The organism is Flavobacterium faecale, from assembly GCF_048320115.1.
In the GTDB taxonomy this organism is placed as follows: domain Bacteria; phylum Bacteroidota; class Bacteroidia; order Flavobacteriales; family Flavobacteriaceae; genus Flavobacterium; species Flavobacterium faecale_A.
The window spans coordinates 3,010,948-3,034,409 of record NZ_CP182943.1; the positions used below are offsets into that span (position 1 = coordinate 3,010,948).

At 34.3% G+C, this 23,462-nt stretch carries 23 protein-coding genes and 1 pseudogene; 17 read left to right on the plus strand and 7 right to left on the minus strand.

Features of this window, described 5'->3' with window-relative positions; translation table 11 throughout:
- Positions 1-16: 16 nt before the first annotated feature.
- The 6 genes and pseudogenes from rpsF to ACNH59_RS12405 all read left to right on the plus strand — a co-directional run bounded on the left by rpsF (position 17) and on the right by ACNH59_RS12405 (position 5,114).
- A complete protein-coding gene (rpsF, locus tag ACNH59_RS12380; protein WP_418262842.1) occupies positions 17-358 on the plus strand; it encodes a 30S ribosomal protein S6 in 342 nt (113 codons plus the stop codon).
- Positions 359-363: 5 nt separating this feature from the next.
- Positions 364-660: a 30S ribosomal protein S18 gene (gene rpsR / locus ACNH59_RS12385; RefSeq protein WP_066077030.1), complete on the plus strand. Its 297-nt coding sequence runs from the start codon at positions 364-366 to the stop codon at positions 658-660.
- Between the two features lie 63 nt (positions 661-723).
- Entirely contained in the window at positions 724-1,161 is a 438-nt protein-coding gene (rplI, locus tag ACNH59_RS12390) for a 50S ribosomal protein L9 (protein ID WP_418262843.1), read from the plus strand.
- Between the two features lie 165 nt (positions 1,162-1,326).
- A complete protein-coding gene (locus tag ACNH59_RS12395; RefSeq protein WP_418262844.1) occupies positions 1,327-1,800 on the plus strand; it encodes a DUF6495 family protein in 474 nt (157 codons plus the stop codon).
- Positions 1,801-1,872: 72 nt separating this feature from the next.
- Positions 1,873-3,872, plus strand: a pseudogene (gene ligA, locus ACNH59_RS12400) (NAD-dependent DNA ligase LigA).
- A gap of 381 nt (positions 3,873-4,253) precedes the next feature.
- Complete coding sequence (locus tag ACNH59_RS12405) at positions 4,254-5,114, plus strand: S1 RNA-binding domain-containing protein (protein WP_418262845.1); 861 nt, start codon at positions 4,254-4,256, stop codon at positions 5,112-5,114.
- A gap of 823 nt (positions 5,115-5,937) precedes the next feature.
- Here ACNH59_RS12405 and ACNH59_RS12410 read toward each other — a convergent pair.
- On the minus strand, positions 5,938-6,783 hold the full coding sequence (locus ACNH59_RS12410) for a hypothetical protein (protein ID WP_418262846.1): 846 nt from the start codon (positions 6,781-6,783) through the stop codon (positions 5,938-5,940).
- A gap of 220 nt (positions 6,784-7,003) precedes the next feature.
- Between ACNH59_RS12410 and ACNH59_RS12415 the strand changes: the two genes are divergently transcribed.
- The 7 genes from ACNH59_RS12415 to ACNH59_RS12445 all read left to right on the plus strand — a co-directional run bounded on the left by ACNH59_RS12415 (position 7,004) and on the right by ACNH59_RS12445 (position 15,224).
- Positions 7,004-7,834, plus strand: coding sequence for a 1,4-dihydroxy-2-naphthoyl-CoA synthase (locus tag ACNH59_RS12415; protein WP_418262847.1), 831 nt, complete (start codon positions 7,004-7,006; stop codon positions 7,832-7,834).
- 72 nt (positions 7,835-7,906) lie between these two features.
- The gene (gene menA / locus ACNH59_RS12420; protein ID WP_418262848.1) at positions 7,907-8,869 is read left to right on the plus strand and encodes a 1,4-dihydroxy-2-naphthoate octaprenyltransferase; all 963 of its coding nucleotides are present in this window, start codon (positions 7,907-7,909) and stop codon (positions 8,867-8,869) included.
- Between the two features lie 69 nt (positions 8,870-8,938).
- A complete protein-coding gene (locus ACNH59_RS12425; protein ID WP_418262849.1) occupies positions 8,939-9,616 on the plus strand; it encodes a metal-dependent hydrolase in 678 nt (225 codons plus the stop codon).
- Positions 9,617-9,734: 118 nt separating this feature from the next.
- Positions 9,735-10,934: a tetratricopeptide repeat protein gene (locus ACNH59_RS12430; protein WP_418262850.1), complete on the plus strand. Its 1,200-nt coding sequence runs from the start codon at positions 9,735-9,737 to the stop codon at positions 10,932-10,934.
- A gap of 45 nt (positions 10,935-10,979) precedes the next feature.
- Positions 10,980-12,023 carry an o-succinylbenzoate synthase gene (locus ACNH59_RS12435; protein ID WP_418262851.1) on the plus strand — a complete coding sequence of 348 codons (1,044 nt, stop codon included), beginning with the start codon at positions 10,980-10,982 and terminating at the stop codon, positions 12,021-12,023.
- Positions 12,024-12,178: 155 nt separating this feature from the next.
- Complete coding sequence (locus ACNH59_RS12440) at positions 12,179-14,512, plus strand: ATP-dependent helicase (protein ID WP_418262852.1); 2,334 nt, start codon at positions 12,179-12,181, stop codon at positions 14,510-14,512.
- Positions 14,513-14,603: 91 nt separating this feature from the next.
- Positions 14,604-15,224, plus strand: a complete 621-nt coding sequence (locus ACNH59_RS12445; protein ID WP_418262853.1) for an L-threonylcarbamoyladenylate synthase — start codon at positions 14,604-14,606, stop codon at positions 15,222-15,224.
- Positions 15,225-15,377: 153 nt separating this feature from the next.
- Here ACNH59_RS12445 and ACNH59_RS12450 read toward each other — a convergent pair whose 3' ends face one another.
- From ACNH59_RS12450 to ACNH59_RS12460, 3 genes are all read right to left on the minus strand, one after another.
- Positions 15,378-16,214, minus strand: coding sequence for an OmpA/MotB family protein (locus ACNH59_RS12450; protein ID WP_418262854.1), 837 nt, complete (start codon positions 16,212-16,214; stop codon positions 15,378-15,380).
- 75 nt (positions 16,215-16,289) lie between these two features.
- On the minus strand, positions 16,290-17,276 hold the full coding sequence (locus ACNH59_RS12455) for a glycosyltransferase family 2 protein (RefSeq protein WP_418262855.1): 987 nt from the start codon (positions 17,274-17,276) through the stop codon (positions 16,290-16,292).
- A gap of 3 nt (positions 17,277-17,279) precedes the next feature.
- Entirely contained in the window at positions 17,280-17,726 is a 447-nt protein-coding gene (locus ACNH59_RS12460) for a type I restriction enzyme HsdR N-terminal domain-containing protein (protein ID WP_418262856.1), read from the minus strand.
- An 86-nt stretch (positions 17,727-17,812) separates the two neighbouring features.
- On the opposite strand from ACNH59_RS12460, the gene holA reads away from it, so the two are divergent.
- From holA to ettA, 4 genes are read left to right on the plus strand one after another with little or no spacing between them, the layout of a single operon-like run.
- On the plus strand, positions 17,813-18,817 hold the full coding sequence (gene holA / locus ACNH59_RS12465; RefSeq protein ID WP_418262857.1) for a DNA polymerase III subunit delta: 1,005 nt from the start codon (positions 17,813-17,815) through the stop codon (positions 18,815-18,817).
- Positions 18,818-18,862: 45 nt separating this feature from the next.
- Complete coding sequence (locus tag ACNH59_RS12470; RefSeq protein ID WP_418262858.1) at positions 18,863-19,045, plus strand: CAL67264 family membrane protein; 183 nt, start codon at positions 18,863-18,865, stop codon at positions 19,043-19,045.
- Between the two features lie 37 nt (positions 19,046-19,082).
- A complete protein-coding gene (locus tag ACNH59_RS12475; RefSeq protein ID WP_418262859.1) occupies positions 19,083-19,472 on the plus strand; it encodes a four helix bundle protein in 390 nt (129 codons plus the stop codon).
- Positions 19,473-19,532: 60 nt separating this feature from the next.
- A complete protein-coding gene (gene ettA / locus ACNH59_RS12480) occupies positions 19,533-21,227 on the plus strand; it encodes an energy-dependent translational throttle protein EttA (RefSeq protein ID WP_418262860.1) in 1,695 nt (564 codons plus the stop codon).
- Between the two features lie 100 nt (positions 21,228-21,327).
- Here ettA and ACNH59_RS12485 read toward each other — a convergent pair whose 3' ends face one another.
- The 3 genes from ACNH59_RS12485 to ACNH59_RS12495 form a co-directional block, all read right to left on the minus strand.
- A complete protein-coding gene (locus ACNH59_RS12485) occupies positions 21,328-22,182 on the minus strand; it encodes a hypothetical protein (protein ID WP_418262861.1) in 855 nt (284 codons plus the stop codon).
- On the minus strand, positions 22,182-22,886 hold the full coding sequence (locus ACNH59_RS12490) for a hypothetical protein (RefSeq protein WP_418262862.1): 705 nt from the start codon (positions 22,884-22,886) through the stop codon (positions 22,182-22,184). The genes ACNH59_RS12485 and ACNH59_RS12490 overlap by 1 nt, the downstream gene beginning before the upstream one ends.
- A 156-nt stretch (positions 22,887-23,042) precedes the next feature.
- The gene (locus tag ACNH59_RS12495) at positions 23,043-23,459 is read right to left on the minus strand and encodes a thiol-disulfide oxidoreductase DCC family protein (protein ID WP_418262863.1); all 417 of its coding nucleotides are present in this window, start codon (positions 23,457-23,459) and stop codon (positions 23,043-23,045) included.
- Positions 23,460-23,462: the final 3 nt, after the last annotated feature.

The following is a 23,462-nucleotide window of genomic DNA, read 5'->3' on the forward strand; positions in this document are numbered from 1 at the left end:
CAAATACATATATAATATGAATCATTATGAAACTGTTTTCATTTTAAATCCCGTTTTATCTGATGTTCAGGTAAAGGAAACAGTAAGCAAATTTGAAGATTTTCTTACTAGTAGAGGAGCAGAAATGGTATCGAAAGAGGATTGGGGTCTGAAAAAAATGGCTTACGAAATCCAAAACAAAAAATCTGGTTTTTACCATTTATTTGAATTCAAAGTATCTCCAGAGGTTTTACTAGCTTTTGAAACTGAATTTAGACGTGACGAAAGAGTTATGCGTTTCTTAACTGTAAGTCTTGACAAACATGCTATCTCTTGGGCTGAAAGAAGAAGAGCAAAACTTAAATCTCAAAAAGCTTAATTATTATGGCAACATTACAACAATCTGCTTCAGGAAAAAAAGACGGAGATATCAGATATCTTACTCCTTTAAATATAGAAACTAACAAACAAAAGAAATACTGTCGTTTCAAAAAATCAGGAATCAAATACATCGATTATAAAGATGCTGATTTCTTATTGAAATTCGTTAATGAGCAAGGGAAAATTCTTCCTCGTCGTTTAACAGGTACTTCATTGAAATACCAAAGAAAAGTGTCTGTAGCTGTTAAGAGAGCTCGTCACTTGGCTTTAATGCCATACGTGGCTGATTTATTAAAATAATTAAAAATTAACAGTTGTTGCCTCGCCACGGCGGGCTAACTTCTATAATACAAGGACAACAACATGGAACTTATTTTAAAACAAGACGTTCAAAATTTAGGATTTAAAGATGACGTAGTAACTGTAAAAAACGGATACGGTCGTAATTACTTAATCCCACAAGGATTTGCTCAATTAGCAACTGCTTCTGCAAAGAAAGTATTGGCTGAAAACCTAAAACAAAGAGCGCACAAAGAAGCTAAAGTAATTGCAGATGCTCAAGCATTAGCAGAAGCTTTAAAAGCTATTGAAATCAAAATTGCTGCTAAAGCAGGTGGTGAAAAATTATTCGGTTCAATTACAAACATTGATATCGCTGCAGCATTAGCTAAAGGTGGTCAAGAAATTGATAGAAAATTCATCACTTCTGGAATCGTGAAACGTACTGGTAAATACACTGCAAGTGTTCGTTTACACAGAGATGTTATCATCGAATTACCATACGAAATTATTGCTGAATAATTTATTTAGCATTTCAATATTGAATCCCGATGAAAATCGGGATTTTTTTTTATAAATTTTTTTTGAAAGTATTTAAGCTCTTAATATTCGAAGTCAAATTTTCATCAGCTCTAAGTAGTTATTTATTTACTTAATAAATCCTAAATCAAAATTCCTTAATTTAAAATGAAATACGCAAGATTAACCAAAGAACAATTTGAAGAATTAACGCAAGAGTTTACTAACTTTCTAGCTTCTCAATCTATAGATAAAGCAGAATGGGATAGTATTAAAGCTGACAAACCAGAAGTTGCTGAACAGGAATTGGATGTTTTTTCTGATTTGATTTGGGAAGGAGTGCTTTCTAGAGCGGAGTATTTAGAGCATTTTTCTAAAAATCATATTTTTCTTTTCCAGACTTTTGACACTTATATCAATTCAATTGTTTTAAAATCATTAGTTCCTGAAGTCGATTTTTTGACTAATGAAGGTTTGCAATGGCTTAGTGACAATATGTTTACTGATACCATCGAAATGAAAGTTGGAAAAAAAGAGTTTTCAGAGGAACGTAATGCTTCTTTATTTGCACTCATTAAACAAGGTGCATTTTTAAGTGACGGACAATTATACAAGCAAATAAATACGATTATTGAGTCGTAATTTGGATGTTATTTCTTTTAAATTGGTTATTTTAGTACGCAAAATTAAATACTAAAATAGCCGATTTTTTTTATGGATATGCTACCAAAAATACTTTTGTTAAGGGAAGAACTCAATCAACACAATTATAATTATTATGTGCTGGATAATCCAACAATTTCTGATTTTGATTTTGATTCCAAATTAAAGGAGTTACAAGAATTGGAAAAAAGTAATCCTCAGTATTTTGACTCCAATTCTCCCACCCAACGTGTAGGAGGAACCATAACCAAAAATTTTGCTACAGTTGCTCATGAGCAACGCATGTATTCTTTGGATAATTCTTATTCTAAAGAAGATTTACAGGAATGGGAAAAACGAATTCAAAAGGTACTAGGTGAAGTACCCCTGAATATACCTGCGAATTAAAGTATGATGGTGCTTCCATTAGCATTACATATGAAAACGGTCGTTTGGTTCGTGCCGTTACAAGAGGTGATGGTTTTCAAGGAGATGATGTAACTGCTAACATTAAGACAATACGTTCTATTCCGTTAAAGCTAAAAGGGAACTATCCCCTTAAATTTGACATTCGAGGTGAAATTATTCTTCCTTTTAAAGGCTTCGAAAAAATGAATCAAGATTTAATTGAGATTGGTGAAACACCTTATTCCAATCCGAGAAATACGGCTTCAGGAAGTTTAAAATTACAAGATAGTGCAGAGGTTGCTAAAAGACCTTTAGAGTGTTTATTGTATTCTATTGTAGGTGATAATTTGCCTTTTACAAATCAATATGATGGTTTAGAGGCTGCTAGGGAATGGGGGTTTAAAGTTCCTGTGGTGGCAAAGTTAGCTAACAATCTAGACGCTGTTTTTGAGTTTATTGATTATTGGGACGTACACCGCCATGAGCTACCTTATGAAACTGATGGTGTGGTTGTAAAAGTAAACAGTCGTGAGTATCAAGAGGAGTTGGGATATACTGCTAAATCCCCTCGGTGGGCGATGGCTTATAAATTCAAATCAGAGCAAGTGTCTACGGTATTAAATTCGATTTCCTATCAAGTAGGAAGAACGGGAGCCATAACACCGGTTGCTAATTTAGAGCCTGTGCAATTAGCAGGGACTATAGTAAAGCGTGCCTCATTACACAATGCAGATCAAATAGAAAAATTAGATATTAGAGTAGGAGATACAGTTTTTGTAGAAAAAGGAGGTGAGATTATCCCAAAAATTATTTCGGTGGATTTAGCGCAACGTCCCGCAACATTAGTAGTCACGCAATACATCACCCATTGTCCTGAATGTGAAACTGAACTAATACGTACTGAAGGTGAGGCCAATCATTACTGTCCTAATTTTTATGGATGTCCGCCACAGATTATTGGAAGGATTCAACATTATATTTCCAGAAAAGCCATGGATATTGAGGGGCTTGGTGGCGAAACGGTAGCTTTGCTTTTTAATAACGGATTGGTTCAAAATTATGCCGATTTGTATGAATTGACTGTCGACCAAATTATTCCTTTGGAACGCATGGCCCAAAAATCGGCGGAGAACTTGGTTAAAGGTGTGGCTGATTCAAAAAACATTCCTTTTGAGCGTGTTTTGTATGCATTAGGAATTCGTTATGTAGGGGAAACAGTGGCTAAAAAATTAGCCAAACATTATAAAAATATTCATGCCTTGGGGCAAGCGACTTTGATGGATTTGATTTTGGTAGACGAAATTGGAGAGCGCATTGCGCAAAGCGTGATTGATTTTTTTGAAAATGCAGAAAACCGATTGATAATTGAAAGATTAAAAGGATATGGTGTTCAATTTGAAATTGTTGAAAAAGTAAATTTGAATGCTACCGAAATTCTAGTTGGTAAAACATTTGTAGTTTCTGGTGTGTTCACCGAATTTTCTCGTGATGATTTAAAGAAAGCAATAGAAGATAACGGTGGAAAAGTAGGAAGTTCCATTTCGTCTAAAACGGACTATGTGGTTGCGGGTGATAATATGGGGCCTGCTAAACTGGATAAAGCTAATAAATTAAATATCCCAATAATCTCGGAAACAGATTTTATGGCGATGATAAAAGGATAGGATTTAGCACAAATTTCAAAAAAAATATGTTTGGGACTTAGTATAAGAGTTATTGAGTTTTAACCGCAAAGTATTTTGTAAGGTTCGCAAAGTTTAGCGAACCTTACGTTTTTATAGATAAGATTAATCTTTGTTTACTCCTATGTTTACGAAGTTATTGATTTTTCTAAATGTAACTTTGAAAATAATTCGTTATCAAATAGCCCCGGTAGAGGCGGTATCCTCTTGCTTCCCACCTTTAGGAAGCAAGAGATTGAGCCGAAAACGGGAGGTATGGTAAATAATAGAGGGGTCGTTTGCTCCTAAAAACTAAAATGGAAGTATATCTAACACTTCTTATTTTCAAACTTCGTACCTTTGCCGCTTAGAAAATTATAAGAAATGATTAAAATAGGAAAATATAATGCGCTGAAGATTTTGCGTGATACTAAAGTAGGATTGTTTTTGGGTGATCCAGAAAAAGATCCGGAAGGTGTTCATGATGTGCTTTTGCCTAATAAATATGTGCCCAAAGTTTTTGAAATTGGGGAAGAATTGGTTGTTTTTGTATATTTAGACCACGAGCAACGTCCTGTAGCTACTACCTTAGAACCTTATATTTTGTTGAATGAATTTGCGCTATTACGTGTGAATTATACCAATCAAGTGGGCGCTTTTATGGATTGGGGAATGGAGAAAGATATTCTGGTTCCGTTCAAAGAGCAAGCGCGTCCGATGGAGAAAGGAAAGCGTTACTTGGTTTATTTGTATATGGATGAAAAAACCAATCGTTTGGTAGCTTCGAGTAAGACCAATCAGTTTTTAAGCAATGAAGAATTGACAGTTGAAAAAGGTGAGGAAGTAGATTTAATCGTTTCGCATATTACCGAAATTGGGATTAATGTGATTATTAACGAGCAGCACAAGGGCTTGTTATACAAGGATGAAGTGTATGACGATGCGATTCGTACTGGTGATAGAATGCGTGGTTTTATTAAAAACATACGTCCTGATAACAAGATTGATGTGGCGCTTCAAGAACAAGGTTATGCCAGTGTGGAGCCTAATGCTGAATTGATTTTGAATGAGTTGCGTGCGAGCCGTGGTTTTTTGCGTTTGAATGATAAATCACATCCAGAAGACATCAAAACGGTGCTTAAAATGAGTAAAAAAATCTTCAAAAAAGCAATTGGGGCTCTGTACAAAGAAAAGCTAATTGAAATTAAAGAGGACGGGATCTATTTGATTGATGAAAAGCTTTAAGTATTAATAATCACTATGGATTTTCAGTCAGTAGATTAGATTTGGTAAACTTTCAGTCTGCAGGGTTACTGACTACATTTCTTAACCACGAATTACACGAATTGACACAAATGCGTTAGCAAAAATTTGAGCAATTTGTGGTGAAGTATTTTTAAAAGCAAAAGCAAGATGCACTGAAAGTGCCTATTTTAAACTTTATTTGGGACAAAAAAAGAAAGACTAATCCAAGTGGTTAGTCTTTCTCTTTTTATAGCTCCTCTTATTTTTGAAGTGCTATATATGTTTTACAATTGAAACATTATAGTTTCCCTAATTTGCTTTTCTTTATCTTTTTTAACATCTAATTTTATACGATTACCCTTTCACGTCATTGCCTTTGGTTTTGGTATCGTCTTTGGATTTTACTTATTCATTTTATTGATTTTTCAATCAAGTATAGTAATCCAACTTTTTAACCTTTGGTGTTACTCGTGGTTAACTGTATTAAATATTAGTGTTTCCCTCTTGGGCTCTTCTCGTCGGATTATTAAATTTAGTACCGTATAAAAAAGAGTGATAAAGCCTGTTGTGTTTTTCAATAATCTTTTTTTAGGTTAATAATTCAGTGAAGTAATCTATAGTTAGTCCGTATTGTAAATATTTGACCAATGCCTCAACTAACTATGCCTAAATTAATAAAAAAAATGTTTTGAAAATCATAATCATGTAATTTTTTGATGAATTTTAACAAAATTGAATGATTAACGGGAGAAGGATTACTTGAGTGATATTAAAATTAATATCTTCATTGGTCTCTTAATAAAATGAACGGATTTAGTTTGATTTATTTTTCATTACTGGAACGAATACTTTCTGACTTTGCTACAATATCTCTGATTAAACCGTCTAATTCATCAGTGCAACGATCTATATTTTCTATATAAAATATTTTTTCTTCATCCGAAGTGTCATAGTTTTTTAAAAGTTCTGTAATAGCCATTAATTTTGATAATGGTGCTCTAACTACATGAGATTGAATCCAAGTGATTTCTTTTAAAGCTTCGTTTTGTTTTTCAATTTTAAGATTGTGTTCGATACTTTTTTTAAAGCTTTCATCAAGTCCATTAAAAAGTTTTCGTATTAGGGCGCAAATTAAAAAACTTAGAAAAACTAAATTTGAAAAAACAGCAAATAGTTCAATTGTAGAAAAGTTTAAATTATTTGGAGGTGTTAAGTTTTTATAATGTAATGCAATATATCCTATCGAAATATACACGTTTATTAATGCTGGTGTATATTGATTTTTAAAAGTATATATACAGGTGGATATAAAGCAGGTTGCAAGTAAATAAAGACTACTATTCAGTCCTACATAATAGATAAGAAATGAGCTTAAAGTATAAACAGTGCTTATGAATAATAGTTTTCTGTATTTTATATTTATTTGTTCTTTGAACCCGATGAAAAAAACTACTAGTATGGCACAGATGTCTACTATAAACATCTTGTAAAGTTTAGGTTCAAAAGACCAAATTAGGGATGGGATTAAAGCAATGATACTAAAAGGAATAACGTAAATGATCGTATTGGTAAACATGTAATCTTGCCAATATTTCAAATCTTTGTTAGCGGTTGAAGAATTTAAGATATTATTTCTAATGAATGAAATGTAAGATTGCCATGTTTTCATAAGCAAATTTTATGTCGAATTTTCCGTAAATGAATTATTGTAAATATAAGAAATTAAAGTAATAAAATACTTTCTTTATTGTTAGGGCTCAATGTTAAATTTCTGTTATTCAAATTTTTTAAAATATTTGAATACCCTTTTGATGGTAAATAAGTCTTATAATGGTTAAAATGAAAAGAAAATAATTAATTTTACAGATCTAATAAAAACCCAAATAAGAATGAATTGGATTACAGCCAAAGAATACGAAGATATCACTTATAAAAAATGCGATGGAGTTGCTAGAATAGCCTTTAACCGTCCAAATGTACGCAATGCTTTCCGTCCTAAGACGACTTCCGAACTTTATGATGCTTTTTATGATGCTCAAGAAGATACTTCAATAGGTGTCGTATTGCTTTCAGCAGAAGGTCCTTCTACGAAAGATGGGGTTTATTCTTTTTGCAGCGGTGGAGACCAAAACGCTCGTGGTCATCAAGGGTATGTGGGAGATGATGGACAACACCGTTTGAATATTCTTGAAGTACAGCGATTGATTCGTTTCATGCCGAAAGTCGTAATTGCGGTTGTTCCAGGATGGGCTGTAGGAGGAGGACATAGCTTACATGTTGTTTGTGATATGACTTTAGCTAGTAAGGAACATGCTATTTTCAAACAAACCGATGCGGATGTTACTAGTTTTGATGGAGGTTATGGTTCGGCTTACTTAGCAAAAATGGTAGGGCAGAAGAAAGCCAGAGAGATATTTTTCCTTGGACGTAATTATTCGGCACAAGAAGCTTTTGAAATGGGAATGGTAAACGCTGTAATTCCACATGATGAATTAGAGGCTACTGCTTTTGAATGGGCACAAGAAATATTAGCAAAATCTCCAACATCTATTAAAATGTTGAAATTTGCTATGAACTTAACCGACGATGGAATGGTGGGACAGCAGGTTTTTGCAGGTGAAGCGACCCGATTAGCCTATATGACTGAAGAAGCAAAAGAAGGTAGAAATGCTTTCTTAGAAAAAAGGAAGCCTAATTTTGAAAAGAAATGGTTGCCATAGAAGGGGTTAAAAGTTTAATGTTGTTCAGATTAAACTTTTAAACTTTTTAAACTTTAAACAAAAAATATCATAATGAAACATTGGATTGAAGCCGCACGTTTGCGCACTTTACCATTATCTGTATCCGGAATCATTGTAGGAAGTATGTATGCTCTAGCACATCCTACAGCCGACATATTAACACCAACCGAAGTCTTTAATTGGAGGTTGTTTGGGTTTGCAATCCTTACAACCTTATTCTTGCAAGTCCTCTCTAATTTTGCTAATGATTACGGAGACGGCGTAAAAGGAACCGACAATGATGACCGAGTAGGACCTAAACGCACTATCCAAAGTGGGGCGATTTCAGCTCCAGCCATGAAACGAGCGATAATGATCACTTCGTTTTTAACACTAGTTTCTGCAGTATTATTGATCTACTATGCTTTTGGGAAAAGCAATATTTTCTATTCGGTATTTTTTCTAATATTGGGAATTTTAGCAATTGTATCAGCTATTCGTTATACGGTTGGGAATACTGCCTATGGATACCGTGGATATGGGGATGCTTTTGTTTTTGTATTCTTTGGTTTGGTCAGTACTTTGGGGGTGAATTTCTTGTATTCTAAAGAACTTGATGCTTTGTTGTTTTTACCTGCAATTGCTATTGGTTTGCTTAGTGTGGCAGTACTTAATCTTAATAATATGCGAGACGAAGAGTCGGACAAAAAATCAAATAAGAATACCGTTGTAGTCAAAATTGGAGGTGAAAAAGCAAAAAAGTACCACTACTTTTTAATCGTATCTGCAATGATTTCTGTTTTGCTTTTTGCAATTTTAGAAGGTTTTAAGTTTGATCAATATATTTTTTTGATAGCCTATATCCCTTTAATTAAACATCTAAATACTGTTGCTAAAAATAAAAATCCTAAAGAATTAGATCCTGAATTAAAAAAAGTAGCCTTGAGTACTTTTTTACTTGCAGTATTGTTGTCATTGTGTATGATTTTCTTTTTCTCAGATCTTTTAGTGAATTTGTTTTTAGGAGGACGATAGTTGGAATAGTCAAAAGTCAATATTAATAACATAGTAGCTGTTAAGCTAGTAACCAAAAGCTCATATATCATGAAAATAACATTTTACGGTCATGCCTCCTTGGGCATTCAAGTTGGCGATATTAATATTATAGTAGATCCTTATATTTCAGCTAATCCAAAGGCGGAACACATAGATATTACCACTCTTGAGGCTGATTATATTTTGATTACACATGCACATGGTGACCATATTTTGGATGTAGAGGCTATCGCCAAACGTACCAATGCTGTGATCGTTTCGAATGCTGAAATTGCTGGTTACTATGCTGCCAAAGGTTTTACATCGCACCCTATGAACCACGGTGGAAGCTGGGATTTTGAGTTCGGAAAGGTGAAATATGTCAATGCTATTCATTCCAGTTCTTTTCCTGATGGGACATACGGAGGTAATCCTGGAGGATTTGTAATTGAAGGCGAGCATAAAAACATTTATATCGCTGGTGATACTGCTTTGACAATGGATATGAAGCTAATTCCTATGAGAACCAAACTGGATTTGGCTATTCTGCCTATCGGAGACAACTTTACCATGGATGTAGAAGACGCTATTATTGCATCTGATTTTATACAATGTGATAAGATTCTAGGATATCATTACGATACTTTTGGGTACATCGAAATCAATCATAAAGAGGCAATTCAAAAGTTTTTTGACAAAGACAAAGATTTGATGTTATTGTCAATTGGCGAAAGTATCGAATTATAATTTTTAGGAGCTATTTCCAGCTATTCGTTTCAATCTTTTGGAAAGGCTGAAAAACGCCTTTCCAAAAGGATTTCCACTTCTATCTGGGCTAGGGCAGTTCGTAATTAATTTCATATCAGTGAAAAATATATATTTATTGCTATTTATTAGCATTTGTTTTCAAACGATTCAAGCACAAAAAGAAGGTTATTGGGATCGGGAACGAGCCATGACCAAAGAAATTTCGGTTGTTGCCCGCGACAGAATCGTCATCAAATCTGATGATTTTCCTGTAGGAACTACGGAGTTGATTTTTCGTATTACCTTACTAGATAATAATCAACAAATGGCAGGAAGTTTGGTTTCTGTCCTTAAAGCGATTCCAGACCCTACGGGAATCAGTCAAGGTTCTGCCGGAGCAGTTTTTTTGATGTCAAAAATTTCAGGAGATGATAAGTGTAAATACGCTGTTTTTACTAATAGTGAAGCGGCGGTTGATTATCAGAAATCAGGTAAAACAGCTGAAGCTTGTTTGGTTCAAGATACATCACTAAGTAAGGATGCTAAACGACTTTCGATTGAAAAATCTACTTGTTTGAAAAACAACAAAGGCAATCTTTGGTTTGGATTTGAGAGTTCAAATTGGATTATGAAGCAAAAAATAGTACTTGAAATAGTGCCTTGGGTGGATGCTAAATTGAGCCGTGGTTGGTCAGTTGAAAACCGAAAATATATTATTAACCTATGCAAAACTTCGGCTTTAGCGCAAAAAATGACTAGTTCGGATGATTTTTGTGTTTGCGTGGAAGAAAAAATCCAAAAGCAATACCGTTTTGATGAATTTCAAAAATTGCTTAACATCGAACAGGCTAAGGTGTACAAGGATTATGGAAATAGTTGTTATGGTGAAAGTAATGTTTCTAAGACTATTTATGCTGATTTGCGTGCCAAGGCATTAGCGGCAATGAAAAAGCTGCAATACGGTGCTGCAATCTCAGCTTTGACTACAATACTAAATGATGGTCAAGCAACAGCTATAGATGATGCTAATTTAGGGTATTGCTATATTGCTACAAAACAATATGGAAAGGCTTTAAAAGTGCTGGAAATGGGTGAAAAACGAGATGTGACGGAGTTGTTGGTCAAACTTCATTTGGCTCACGCTTTGTTGCTCAATGGTGATTATGCTAAAGCAAAAAAAATACATAAAGAATTCCGAACGCAAAATGTTACTGATAGTTTGAGTTGGACACAAAAAACCAAATCCGATTTTCAAACCTTTGTAAAAGCAGGAATTCAGTCCAGTGATTTTGAAAGAATTTTAAAAATACTGGAATAGTTTTTTGAAATAAAAGCAATTCGAAATCCTAAATACTTAATAAAAATGAAAGCTTCGTATCACCAATACATTCTTGACTTCAAACGACCCTCTGGAACTTCTAGAGGTGTTATGACGCAAAAAGAAACTTGGTTTGTAGTTTTGGAACAAAACGGTAAAAAAGGAATAGGAGAGTGCGGGATTCTTCGTGGTTTGAGTGCGGATGATCGTCTGGATTATGAGGATAAATTGCAGTGGACTTGTGATAATATTCATTTGGGAAAAGAGGCTTTGTGGAATGCTTTGTTGGAATACCCTTCGATACAATTTGGAATCGAAATGGCATTTCAATCTTTGGCTAGCGAAAATCCGTTTTTATTATTTCCATCTGCCTTTACTAGGGGTGAAAAATCGATTCCAATTAATGGTCTGATTTGGATGGGTGATGAGCAGTTTATGAAGGAGCAAATCGAGGATAAATTAGCAGCAGGTTTTCATTGTATAAAACTAAAAATAGGAGCAATAGATTTTGATAAAGAACTGCAATTGTTACGCTTTATTCGGGAGAATTTCAGTCCAGAACAGATCGAAATTAGGGTTGATGCAAACGGTGCCTTTGATTTAAATGAAGCTTTAGGTAAAATAAATCAATTATCTGAATTTAAATTGTATAGCATCGAACAACCTATTCAAAAAAGTAACACTGACAGGATGGCAGAGCTGTGTAAATCGACTCCTTTTCCTATCGCTTTGGATGAAGAATTGATTGGAGTGTTTACTATCGAAGAGAAAGAGCAATTGTTGCAAAAAATACAGCCGCAGTATATCATTTTGAAACCAAGTTTTGTGGGTGGTTTTAAGGGAACAATGGAGTGGATTATGCTGGCTGAAAAATACCAAATTGGTTGGTGGATTACCTCGGCTTTAGAAAGCAATATTGGACTCAATGCAATTGCACAATGGACGTATCTGTTGGATAATCCCATGCCCCAAGGTTTGGGTACGGGTGCTCTTTATACTAATAATTTTAATTGTCCGCTGACGGTTTCAGAAGGGAAGTTGTGGTATGAAAGTAGTTTAGACTGGGAATTTGAATTTGAGCAGTTGTAAATAATAACCAAAAAGTTTTTTATAACAATAATTACTTAATGGAAAATTAGTGATAATTGGTGAAATTCGTGTTTCATTTATTATCCTTTTTTCTTTGTTTTAAAAGCTTCAATTCTAACTCTTAAATTCTTATTTTTGCATAAATAGATTTTTTCATGCAACAATATATTTCCCAACTCAACGACGCCCAACAATTACCTGTTTTACAAAAAGAAGGTCCAATGATTATCATCGCGGGTGCTGGTTCAGGCAAAACCCGTGTATTAACCATTCGAATCGCTTATTTAATGAGTCAAGGGATTGATGCTTTTAATATTTTATCCTTAACCTTTACCAACAAAGCGGCACGTGAAATGAAGGAACGTATAGCTTCTATTGTGGGAGCTAGTGAGGCTAAAAACCTTTGGATGGGAACTTTTCACTCTATTTTTGCTCGTATTCTTCGTTCGGAGGCAGATAAATTAGGCTATCCATCCAATTTTACTATTTATGATTCTCAGGACTCCTTACGTTGTATTTCGGGGATTATCAAAGAGATGCAATTGGATAAAGATATCTATAAGCCAAAACAGATTTTGAGTCGAATCTCGAGTTTTAAAAATAGTTTGATTACCGTAAAGGCTTATTACAACGATCCCGATTTGCAAGAAGCTGATGCGATGGCTAAAAAACCTCGTATGGGGGAGATTTATAGAAATTATGTAGATCGTTGCTTTAAGTCGGGTGCTATGGATTTTGATGATTTGTTGTTGAAAACCAATGAATTGCTAACACGTTTTCCAGAAGTTTTAGCCAAGTATCAAAACCGTTTTCGATACATCATGGTGGATGAGTACCAAGATACGAATCACTCGCAATATTTGATTGTAAGAGCCTTATCAGATAAGTTTCAGAATATTTGTGTGGTTGGTGATGATGCGCAGAGTATTTATGCCTTCCGTGGAGCCAACATTAATAATATTTTGAATTTTCAAAAGGATTATGAAGGGGTGCAAACGTATCGTTTGGAACAAAATTATCGTTCGACTCGAAATATCGTTGAAGCTGCCAATACGATTATTGATAAAAATAAAGTCAAATTAGACAAAGTGGTTTGGACAGCTAATGATTTTGGTCCTAAAATAAAAATTCACCGTAGCATGACGGATGCTGAGGAAGGACGTTTTGTAGCCAGTACCATTTTCGAACAAAAAATGCAAAACCAACTTCATAACGGAGCTTTTGCTATTTTGTATCGTACCAATGCGCAATCACGTGCCATGGAGGATGCGTTACGTAAACGCGATATTCCCTACCGAATTTACGGCGGTTTGTCTTTTTATCAAAGAAAAGAAATTAAGGACGTGCTATGTTATTTGAGGTTGGTAATCAACCCCAAAGACGAGGAAGCTTTGGTGCGTGTGATCAATTATCCAGCAAGAGGAATTGGCGATACAACCGTTGAAAAGCTGACTGTAGCGGCCAATCACTATAAACGTTCGATTTTTGAAATCATGCAAAATATTGACAAAATCGACTTGAAGTTAAATGCTGGAACCAAGCAAAAACTGAAGGACTTTGTTTTGATGATTCGTAGTTTTCAAGTGATTAATGAAAGTCAAGATGCATTTTATTTAACTGATCATGTGGCTAAAAAATCTGGTTTGGTACAAGAGTTAAAGAAAGATGCCACTCCAGAAGGTATGTTGCGAATTCAAAATATAGAAGAATTACTCAATGGTATTAAAGATTTTACTGAAGGACAGAAAGAAATAGATGGTGCTAGAGGATCTCTAGAGGAGTTTATGGAAGATGTAGCTTTGGCAACGGATTTAGATAATGACACTACAGACCAAGATAGAGTAGCATTGATGACCATTCACTTGGCAAAAGGATTGGAGTTTCCTCACGTATTTGTGGTAGGTATGGAAGAAGATTTATTTCCTTCGGCCATGAGTATGAGTACTCGTAGTGAGCTTGAAGAGGAACGTCGTTTATTTTATGTAGCTTTAACGCGTGCGGAACATCAAGCATATTTAACGTATGCACAATCACGTTACCGATGGGGGAAATTAACTGATTGTGAACCATCCCGTTTTATTGAAGAAATTGACAGTCAATTTTTGGAATATTTGACACCGCCAGAAAGTAATTATCGTTACCAGTCTATGATTGACAAAGATATTTTTGACGATGTGGACAAGTCTAAATTTAGATTATCGAAACCTGTAGCTGGAAAGCCTCCTGTTAAACCGGCTGCTAACAATCCGAGCTTTGAAATGAATGTTCGAAAGTTGAAACCTGTATCAAGTAATGGTTCTGCTAGCAAAGCGAATTTATTTGACAATCAATTAACTATTGGAAATATTGTAATGCACGAACGTTTTGGAAAAGGACAAGTTTTAAACCTTGAAGGTGTTGGTGCCGATAAAAAAGCCGAAATTAAGTTTGAGGTGGGAGGGATTAAAAAGTTATTGTTGCGTTTTGCTAAGTTGGATATAATAGGTTAATTAATAATAGTTTAATTTTGTTTAAAATGGTTTGAAGTTGTTTAACGAAACTATATTAAACTTTTAAAACTATAAACTTTAAACAAATAAAATGGCAGAATTCATCAAAATATACGAAGACAAACCAAGCGAAGCGGCTATAGCTAAAGTCGTTAAGGTGCTACAAGCTGGTGGGTTAGTTATTTATCCTACAGACACGGTTTATGGTTTGGGGTGTGATATCACAAATAGTAAGGCACTTGAAAAGATAGCTCGCATTAAAGGAATAAAGTTAGACAAAGCTAATTTCTCTTTTATTTGTCATGATTTGAGTAATCTCTCTGATTATGTACGTCAAATTGATACGGCAACTTTTAAAATATTGAAACGTGCTTTACCGGGACCTTATACGTTTATCTTACCAGGGAATAACAATTTACCAAAGGAATTCAAGAAAAAAACGACTGTTGGTATTCGTGTTCCTGAAAATAATATTGTACTCGAAATAGTTAAATTGTTAGGGAATCCAATAGTAACAACTTCGATTCGTGATGAAGATGATGTGGTGGAGTACACCACTGATCCTGAATTGATTTTCGAAAAATGGCAAAATCTTGTTGATTTAGTCATTGACGGTGGGTATGGTGATAACGTAGCATCAACTATTATTGATTTATCCGAACACGAACCTGTTGTGGTTAGGGAAGGTAAGGGGAGTTTGGATGTTTTGTAGATATGAGCTAAAGGTTAAGGGTTTAGAGTTAATAATTAGGTATACAATTGTAATTTTTAAGCCATAAAGATTGTCAAACATTTACATAAATAAAAACGTCCCGAATTACTCGGGACGTTTTTATTTTAGATTTTAAGCCAATAACTTATTTGCTTATTTTCCTTGTTGTTTTTTCATTTCTTTTTCGATCATATCGTAGAATTGGTCAATTTTAGGCAATACAACGATACGAGTTCTACGGTTACGCGCTCTGTTTTCAGCAGAATCGTTAGAAACTAAAGGAACATAAGAACTTCTACCTGCAGCAACTAATTGCTCTGGTTTAACTCCTAATTGATTTGTTAATACACGGATGATAGAAGTAGAGCGTTTCACACTTAAATCCCAGTTGTCTAATAAAACACCGTTTCCAATGTAAGGTACGTTATCAGTATGTCCTTCAACCATACATTCAAAATCAGGTTTGTCATTTACTACTTTAGCAACTTTCGCTAAAACACCTTTTGCTCTATCAGTTACTTCATAGCTACCGCTTTTGAATAATAATTTATCAGCAATAGAGATGTAGACAACCCCTTTTTCAACATTGATTTCGATGTCTGGATCAGAGATACCCACTGTACTTTTTAAACTAGATACAAGCGCTAAAGTTACACTGTCTTTTCTCGTTAAAGCATCTTGTAATCTTGTGATTTTTAAATCTTTTTCTTTTAAGCTTTCTAAAGATTTCTCCAAGTTCTCAGCACCTTTGGAAGTTAACATGGTTAAATTCTTAGAAGTAGTGATCAAAGTCTCGTTATGATCTTTCAACCCTTCTACTCTTGCAGCAAGTCCTGCTTTCTCTTCAAGACAAGTGTTTAATTTTACAGTACAAGTATTTAATAAATCTTGTGTCTCCTTGTTGCGAGCTTCCAATTCTTGATATTTCTTTTTGGATACACATGATGCTAAAAGAGTTAATACTGATAATGCTACTACGATTTTTTTCATAAAATTCATTAATTAGGTTTGGGTTACAAATTTAGTTTTTAATGTTTAAAATATACTTATAAAATTCTGTTAAAATTAGGAAGCAAATACCTTGCCATTATTGATGTAGTACTTGTAAACAATGCTATTAGACTTGTAGTAGTTTTTAGATTGAAAAGGAGTTCTTTTTTTGTAAAAAACTGAAAATGAATTATAAAAACTAAAATGAGCTTTTAAAATAGCCCAAAAATGTTTCCATTTTCCTTGTGAAATAAATTTAATTGCCGCAATTCCATCTAGTATCATTCTCCCAAATAAAATAGGAATTAGTGTTTTTTTGGGTAAATTTTTCACCAACATAAACAAGGAGTTCCTAAAGTTTAAGTAGGTTTTTTTGGGGTTTGATTGGTTTAATGTGGCACCCCCTACATGAAAAACGGTAGAACTTGAATTGTACTTAATAGAGTAACCATTATTAATCACGCGCCAACATAAATCTATTTCTTCTTGATGAGCGAAAAAATCATCATCAAAACCTTTCATTTGATGGTAAACTGCTGACCGAATGAAGAAACATGCTCCCGAAGCCCAAAAAATTTCAGTTTCATCATCATATTGACCTTTATCTTTTTCAATGGTATCAAAAATACGTCCACGACAATAGGGATATCCATATTTGTCAATAAATCCACCCGCAGCACCCGCATATTCAAAATATTCCTTGTTTTTAAAATCTAAAATCTTTGGTTGGATAATAGCGGTTTGGGGTTCTTTTTGAAAAGTCTCTATAATAGGTTGAAGCCAATTTTCAGTTACTTCAATATCTGAGTTTACCAAAGCGTAGATATCAGCTTCAATATGTTGCAAAGCTTCATTATAACCTTGAGCAAAACCGAAGTTTTCCTTGTTTAGAACAATTTGCACATTTGGAAAATGTTCTTTCAAATAAGGAATAGAATTATCGGTAGAAGCATTGTCTGCTACATATAAGGTAGCTTCAGGGGAATATTGCACGATGGAGGGTAGAAATTTTTTTAATAAATCAACTCCATTCCAGTTGAGTATAACGACTGCTATTTTCATTTTCTAATTCTTGTATTGAGGTAATTGGGGTAGAAAATCGTATCTTTCATTTTCATAATCCATTTGGCAAAAGTAATGATTCAATCCATTGGTAACCATTAAATATTCGGCATTCATTGTTAGATTATATCGTGCAATTTGGTCAAAAACTCCTTGTGTTATTTTAACCTCAGGTGCCTTGCATTCCACTAAAATATGTATTGAACCATCCGAATTAAAAACAACTACATCATAGCGTTTGTTTAATCCATTGACTTTTAGGAGTTTTTCGACATTAATTAGGGATTTTGGGATTTGTTTTTCTTCTAATAAAAAACGAACCACATGCTGACGGACCCATTCTTCAGGAGTAAGAATGATGAATTTTTTCCTGATTTCATCAAAAATAGCCACTTTATTTTCGCTATTTTTGAATCGAAATGAATAAGGGGGGAATTGTAGCTTTTGCATGCCGCAAAAATAGTTAATTTTGTTTCAGGTTTCAAGTTTCAGGGTGCACAACCTAAAACTTGAGACCTGAAACCTGAAATAAAGAAATGGACGACGTAATAAAGATTGTAAACGATATTAAAGCAGGAAATATAAAACCTATTTATTTTTTAATGGGAGAAGAACCCTATTATATTGATAAATTATCGGATTATATTGAAGATACTGTTTTGTCTGAGGAAGAAAAAGGTTTTAACCAAACCGTATTGTATGGTCGGGATGTTTCCATTGAAGATATCGTGTCTACTGCGAAACGCTATCCGATGATGGCTGACAAACAGGTTGTTATTGTGAAAGAAGCACAAGATTTAAGTCGAACAATTGACAAATTAGAATCTTATGCCGAAAATCCGATGCCTACTACCGTTTTGGTTTTTGCGTACAAATACAAAACACTTGATAAAAGAAAAAAAATCACTAAAACATTGGCTAAAAATGGCTTGGTATACGAAAGTAAGAAATTGTATGAAAACCAAGTTGGCGACTGGATCAAACGTGTACTAGCAGGTAAAAAATATGCTATTGAACCAAAGGCTTCGGCAATGCTTGTAGAATTCTTAGGGACAGATTTGAGTAAAATCAATAACGAACTGGAAAAACTTAAAGTAATATTGCCTAAAGGGAGCACGATTACCGCCCATCATATTGAAGAAAATATTGGTTTCAGTAAAGACTTTAATGTATTTGAATTACGAAAAGCCATTGGTGAGCGCAATCAAGTAAAAGCTTATCAAATTGCAGAGAATTTTGCACAAAACCCAAAAGACAATCCTTTGGTAATGACTACGGGATTAGTTTTCGGTTTTTTTGTGCAACTGCTGAAATACCATGGAGCCAAGGATAAAAACCCAAAAATAGTAGCAGGTTTGATTGGAGTAAATCCTTATTTTATGAAAGATTATGAGGTTGCTATCAAAAATTACCCCATGCGCAAGGTGAGTCAAATTGTGGCTTCATTAAGAGAAATAGATGTAAAAAGTAAGGGTGTAGGAGCGAATGCACTTTCAAATGGTGATTTATTAAAAGAAATGCTCTATAAGATTTTTAATTAGCCTTAAATTTTAACGATATTTGCCTTTTAAAAATACCACTAATTTATGGGAATGAATAAAAACACGATATTAGGCTGGGCTACATTTATTATGTTAGTTATGGGCTTTTTGCTAATTGGTTTAGGAGCCTTTCGTTATGATGATGTAGCTGGCTGGGGCTTTGCCGCAGTAGGTGTTGGTTTTTTAGCTATTTCATGGGTTTTTAATTCATTAAAAGGAAGATTGTGATTTTTTGTCTATAGTTTGTTGTTAATCGTTTATTGTTATGGCGAAAATAAATAAATTTGAAGATTTAGAAATTTGGCAAAAAGCAAGAGAGATATGTCAGTATGTTGAATTATTGATTCAGACAACAAATTTAAAAACAAATTATTCTCTAAAAGATCAAATTGACAGAAGTTCGGGGTCTGTGATGGATAATATTGCAGAAGGTTTTGAACGAAACGGAAATAAGGAATTTATACAATTTTTAAGTGTTGCCAAAGGTTCGGTTGGAGAAGTAAAATCTCAATCTTACCGAGCTTTTGATAAGAAACTAATTTCAGAAGAGCAACATTTGGAATTAAATGAAATGACCGAAATAGAAAAAAATAAAATTGGAGCAATGATGAATTATTTAAGAAATTGTGATATTAAAGGACTTAAGTTTAAGTAATCCATAGCGAACCATAAACAATAAACCACAAACAATAAACTAAAAATAATAAACAAACATATGTCAGACGATAAGAAAGTAATTTTCTCAATGTCAAAATTGAGTAAGACCTATCAAGGAGCGGATAAACCTGTTCTAAAAAATATTTATTTGAGTTTTTTCTACGGTGCTAAAATTGGTATTCTTGGTTTAAACGGATCTGGTAAATCTTCTTTATTGAAGATTATTGCAGGTGTTGATAAAAACTATCAAGGGGATGTCGTTTTTGCTCCAGGTTATACTGTTGGATATTTAGAGCAAGAACCAGAATTAGACGATAGTAAAACGGTAATCGAAATTGTTCGTGAAGGGGTAGCTGAAACGATGCAGGTTTTAGAAGAGTACAACCAAATCAATGATTTGTTTGGACTTGAAGAAAACTATTCTGATCCAGATAAAATGGATAAATTAATGGATCGTCAAGCAGCTTTACAAGACAAAATTGATGCTTTGGGAGCTTGGGAAATCGATACCAAATTAGAGATTGCAATGGATGCTTTGCGTACTCCAGATGGTGACACACCTATCAAAAACCTTTCAGGTGGAGAGCGCCGTCGTGTAGCTTTGTGTCGTTTGTTATTGAAACAACCAGACGTATTATTATTGGATGAGCCTACCAACCACTTGGATGCAGAGTCTGTATTATGGTTGGAGCAGCATTTAGCTCAATACGCAGGAACCGTAATTGCAGTAACACACGACCGTTACTTCTTGGATAATGTTGCGGGTTGGATTTTGGAATTGGATAGAGGAGAAGGTATTCCATGGAAAGGGAATTATTCTTCTTGGTTGGATCAAAAGTCAAGCCGTATGGCATTAGAAGAAAAAGTAGCTTCCAAACGCAGAAAGAACTTAGAACGCGAGTTGGAATGGGTTCGTCAAGGTGCTAAAGGTCGTCAAACCAAACAAAAGGCACGTTTGCAGAACTACGATAAATTATTGAACGAAGATCAAAAAGAACTAGACGAAAAATTAGAGATTTACATCCCGAACGGGCCTCGTTTAGGCACAAATGTAATTGAAGCCAAAGGAGTTTCTAAAGCATTTGGAGATAAATTACTATACGACAATTTGAACTTCACTTTGCCTCAGGCTGGAATTGTTGGAATTATCGGGCCAAACGGTGCTGGTAAATCTACTATTTTCAAAATGATTATGGGGGAACAAGAAACTGATAAGGGAGAATTTATAGTAGGGGACACCGTAAAAATTGCTTATGTAGATCAGTCTCACTCGAATATTGATCCTAATAAATCAATTTGGGAAAATTTCTCTGATGGTCAAGAATTGATTATGATGGGTGGCCGTCAAGTAAATTCACGTGCTTATTTGAGCCGTTTCAACTTTGGAGGTAGTGACCAAAACAAAAAAGTAGCTACTCTTTCAGGTGGAGAACGTAACCGTTTACACCTTGCGATGACATTAAAGGAAGAAGGAAACGTTTTGTTACTAGATGAGCCAACGAATGATTTGGACGTTAATACATTACGTGCTTTGGAAGAAGGTTTGGAGAAATTCGCTGGTTGTGCAGTAGTAATTTCACACGATAGATGGTTCTTGGACCGTATTTGTACCCACATCTTAGCGTTTGAAGGAGATTCTGAAGTGTACTACTTTGAAGGTGGTTTCTCTGAGTATGAGGAAAACAAGAAAAAACGTTTAGGTGGTGATTTAACTCCGAAACGATTGAAATACAAAAAACTAATTAGAGGTTAATATTTCTAATTGTTTTAAAATAGAAAAGGATATCTTAATCACTAGATATCCTTTTTTTTATTTGTTGATGATTGAAAGCCTATTTAAGTTTCGTTTGTTTTTATTGAATATCCCAAAAAACTCCCGCAGTATAGGTTGGAGCTGCATAGGTGATTTTACCAGTCAGAATAGCGGTATAGTTTAATAATACACCAAATTTATTTGAAATATAATAACCTAGTTCTCCTCCTAGATTGGTAAATTCTACATTATTAGCAAAAATTCCCTGACCAGTTTGATTGTTTAAAGTTCCATTATTAAAAGAGCGAACATTATTGAACTTGGTGGCTACAAAAAGTTTATTAGCAATGGTTGTTCCTATTTCGGCACCAAAATGAAATTCATCAGAAAACCCCTTGGTACGATTGTTAAATCCAGAATATATTTTACTGTATAGGTTAAGGCTGTTGATTTTAAAAGGAATTCCTAAGTCCAATTGAACCAACTGATTAAATTCGCCATCTCCTGTTTGTAAACTACCGTCAGAGCCACCCTGTTTTTTACCTGTGGGTAATCCTAGTTTTAGGGTTGTCGAAAGTGCTATTTGGTCATTTTTAATCAAGCCGTAGCGAACACCTAAATCAATATCTCCAATAGTATTTACACTTTCTCCCTTTGCGATTTGATATCCTGTTGTAGCTGAAATTTGTTTGTTTTGATAAACTCTGGTCAATAGCGGTATATACGCCAAAACATCCCATTTAGTAGCCAGACCGTATTCTCCATAAGCACTCACGATGAAGTTTCCTCTGGTAATATTGGGATCTTTCTCCTTGGCAGAGGTGAAATGTTCATCAGCCACTAACAAACTGGTTGCTAGTTTGTAATAGGCATTTCCCTTTCCTTTATTCCATTGTCCAAAGGAAAGCTGTACGATAAAAAATAAAATAAAAATAGTGGTTGTAGACTTCATCATTATTTGTTTTTAATTACTGCTTCACCAACTTTGATTTTGAAAGGTACACACCAATGTGTCAAATAACCAAAATCATTGATCCCAACACCCATTACATCAAGAGTAAAGGCTCCTTTGTAAATTACTCCATCAGCATCACCTTGAGCATCTATTATTCGAGCGCCTTCGAGTGTGTTTGGATTGTTACTTAAATACATGGCATAACCTGGTAAACTAGAATCCGCCATATAATTACTAGCAAATGTTATTCGGATACCACCGCTGATTTCCGTAATTTCAAAATCACCTGCAGAAACATAAGAACTGGTTTTCATGATGGTACCTACTTTTACATTGTTTGTTGGAGTATCTCCTGATTCAATTACTGTAATAGCTGTACTGTTTTCAACTAATTTTCCTTGATAGGTTGTTGAAATGGTAATGGTTGCTGTTCCTTTGGATTTGGCAATAATTTTTTTGGTGTTATTATCTACTTCAATAACTGAAGAATTGTTAGTAGCCAAATCAAAAGTTACTTCTTGTTTTATTCCCAAATTATCGAAGAAAAAGGCATCTAAAGTTGCCTCATTACCCACAACAAAACTCGAAAAAGAATTGTTAATTCTGATAGTTTCTTCAATTTCGTCATTGACAATATCTTCTTGAATACAAGATGTAAATCCTATAAAAAGCAGAAAAAGTATTAGTTTGTTCCTCGTTTTCATGACTGTAATATTTAGTTAAACGTTTTTTAATAGTCGTTTGTCCTGAGTAAACCTGACATATTATATACGAATATTTTTCGATATCGGTTTTTACAACCTTTTGGAGGAACGTTTTTAATACAGATAAAAATTTATTTTACAGAGTGATTTTCTTGGTTATGCTAGAAATTTAGATTTTAACTCTGGTGTCGGAATCATGCAACTTTCTTTTTTTCCGTACCAACGATAACGGTTTTTTGCCACATAATCGTAAACCCAATTGCTAATTGAAGTGGGAATAATTTGAAAAAGAGCCAATAAAGGTAAAAAATCACTCAAATCACAGGCAATTTTCAGTGCTGCTTGCGATTTGTAATAATAGGCCTTTTGAGGAATATAAAGAATGATACTATCGGTCTTGGTTGTATCTACACCGATGTGATTAATGATTTTTTGCCCCAAGTCAGATTGAATCGCTACAAAACGAAAAACGTCTTTCTTATCATGTGCAATCACATAATTCACCGCCGAATTACAAAGATTGCAAACGCCATCAAAAAGAATTATTTTTTTGTCTTGTGGAAGGTTTAACATCTT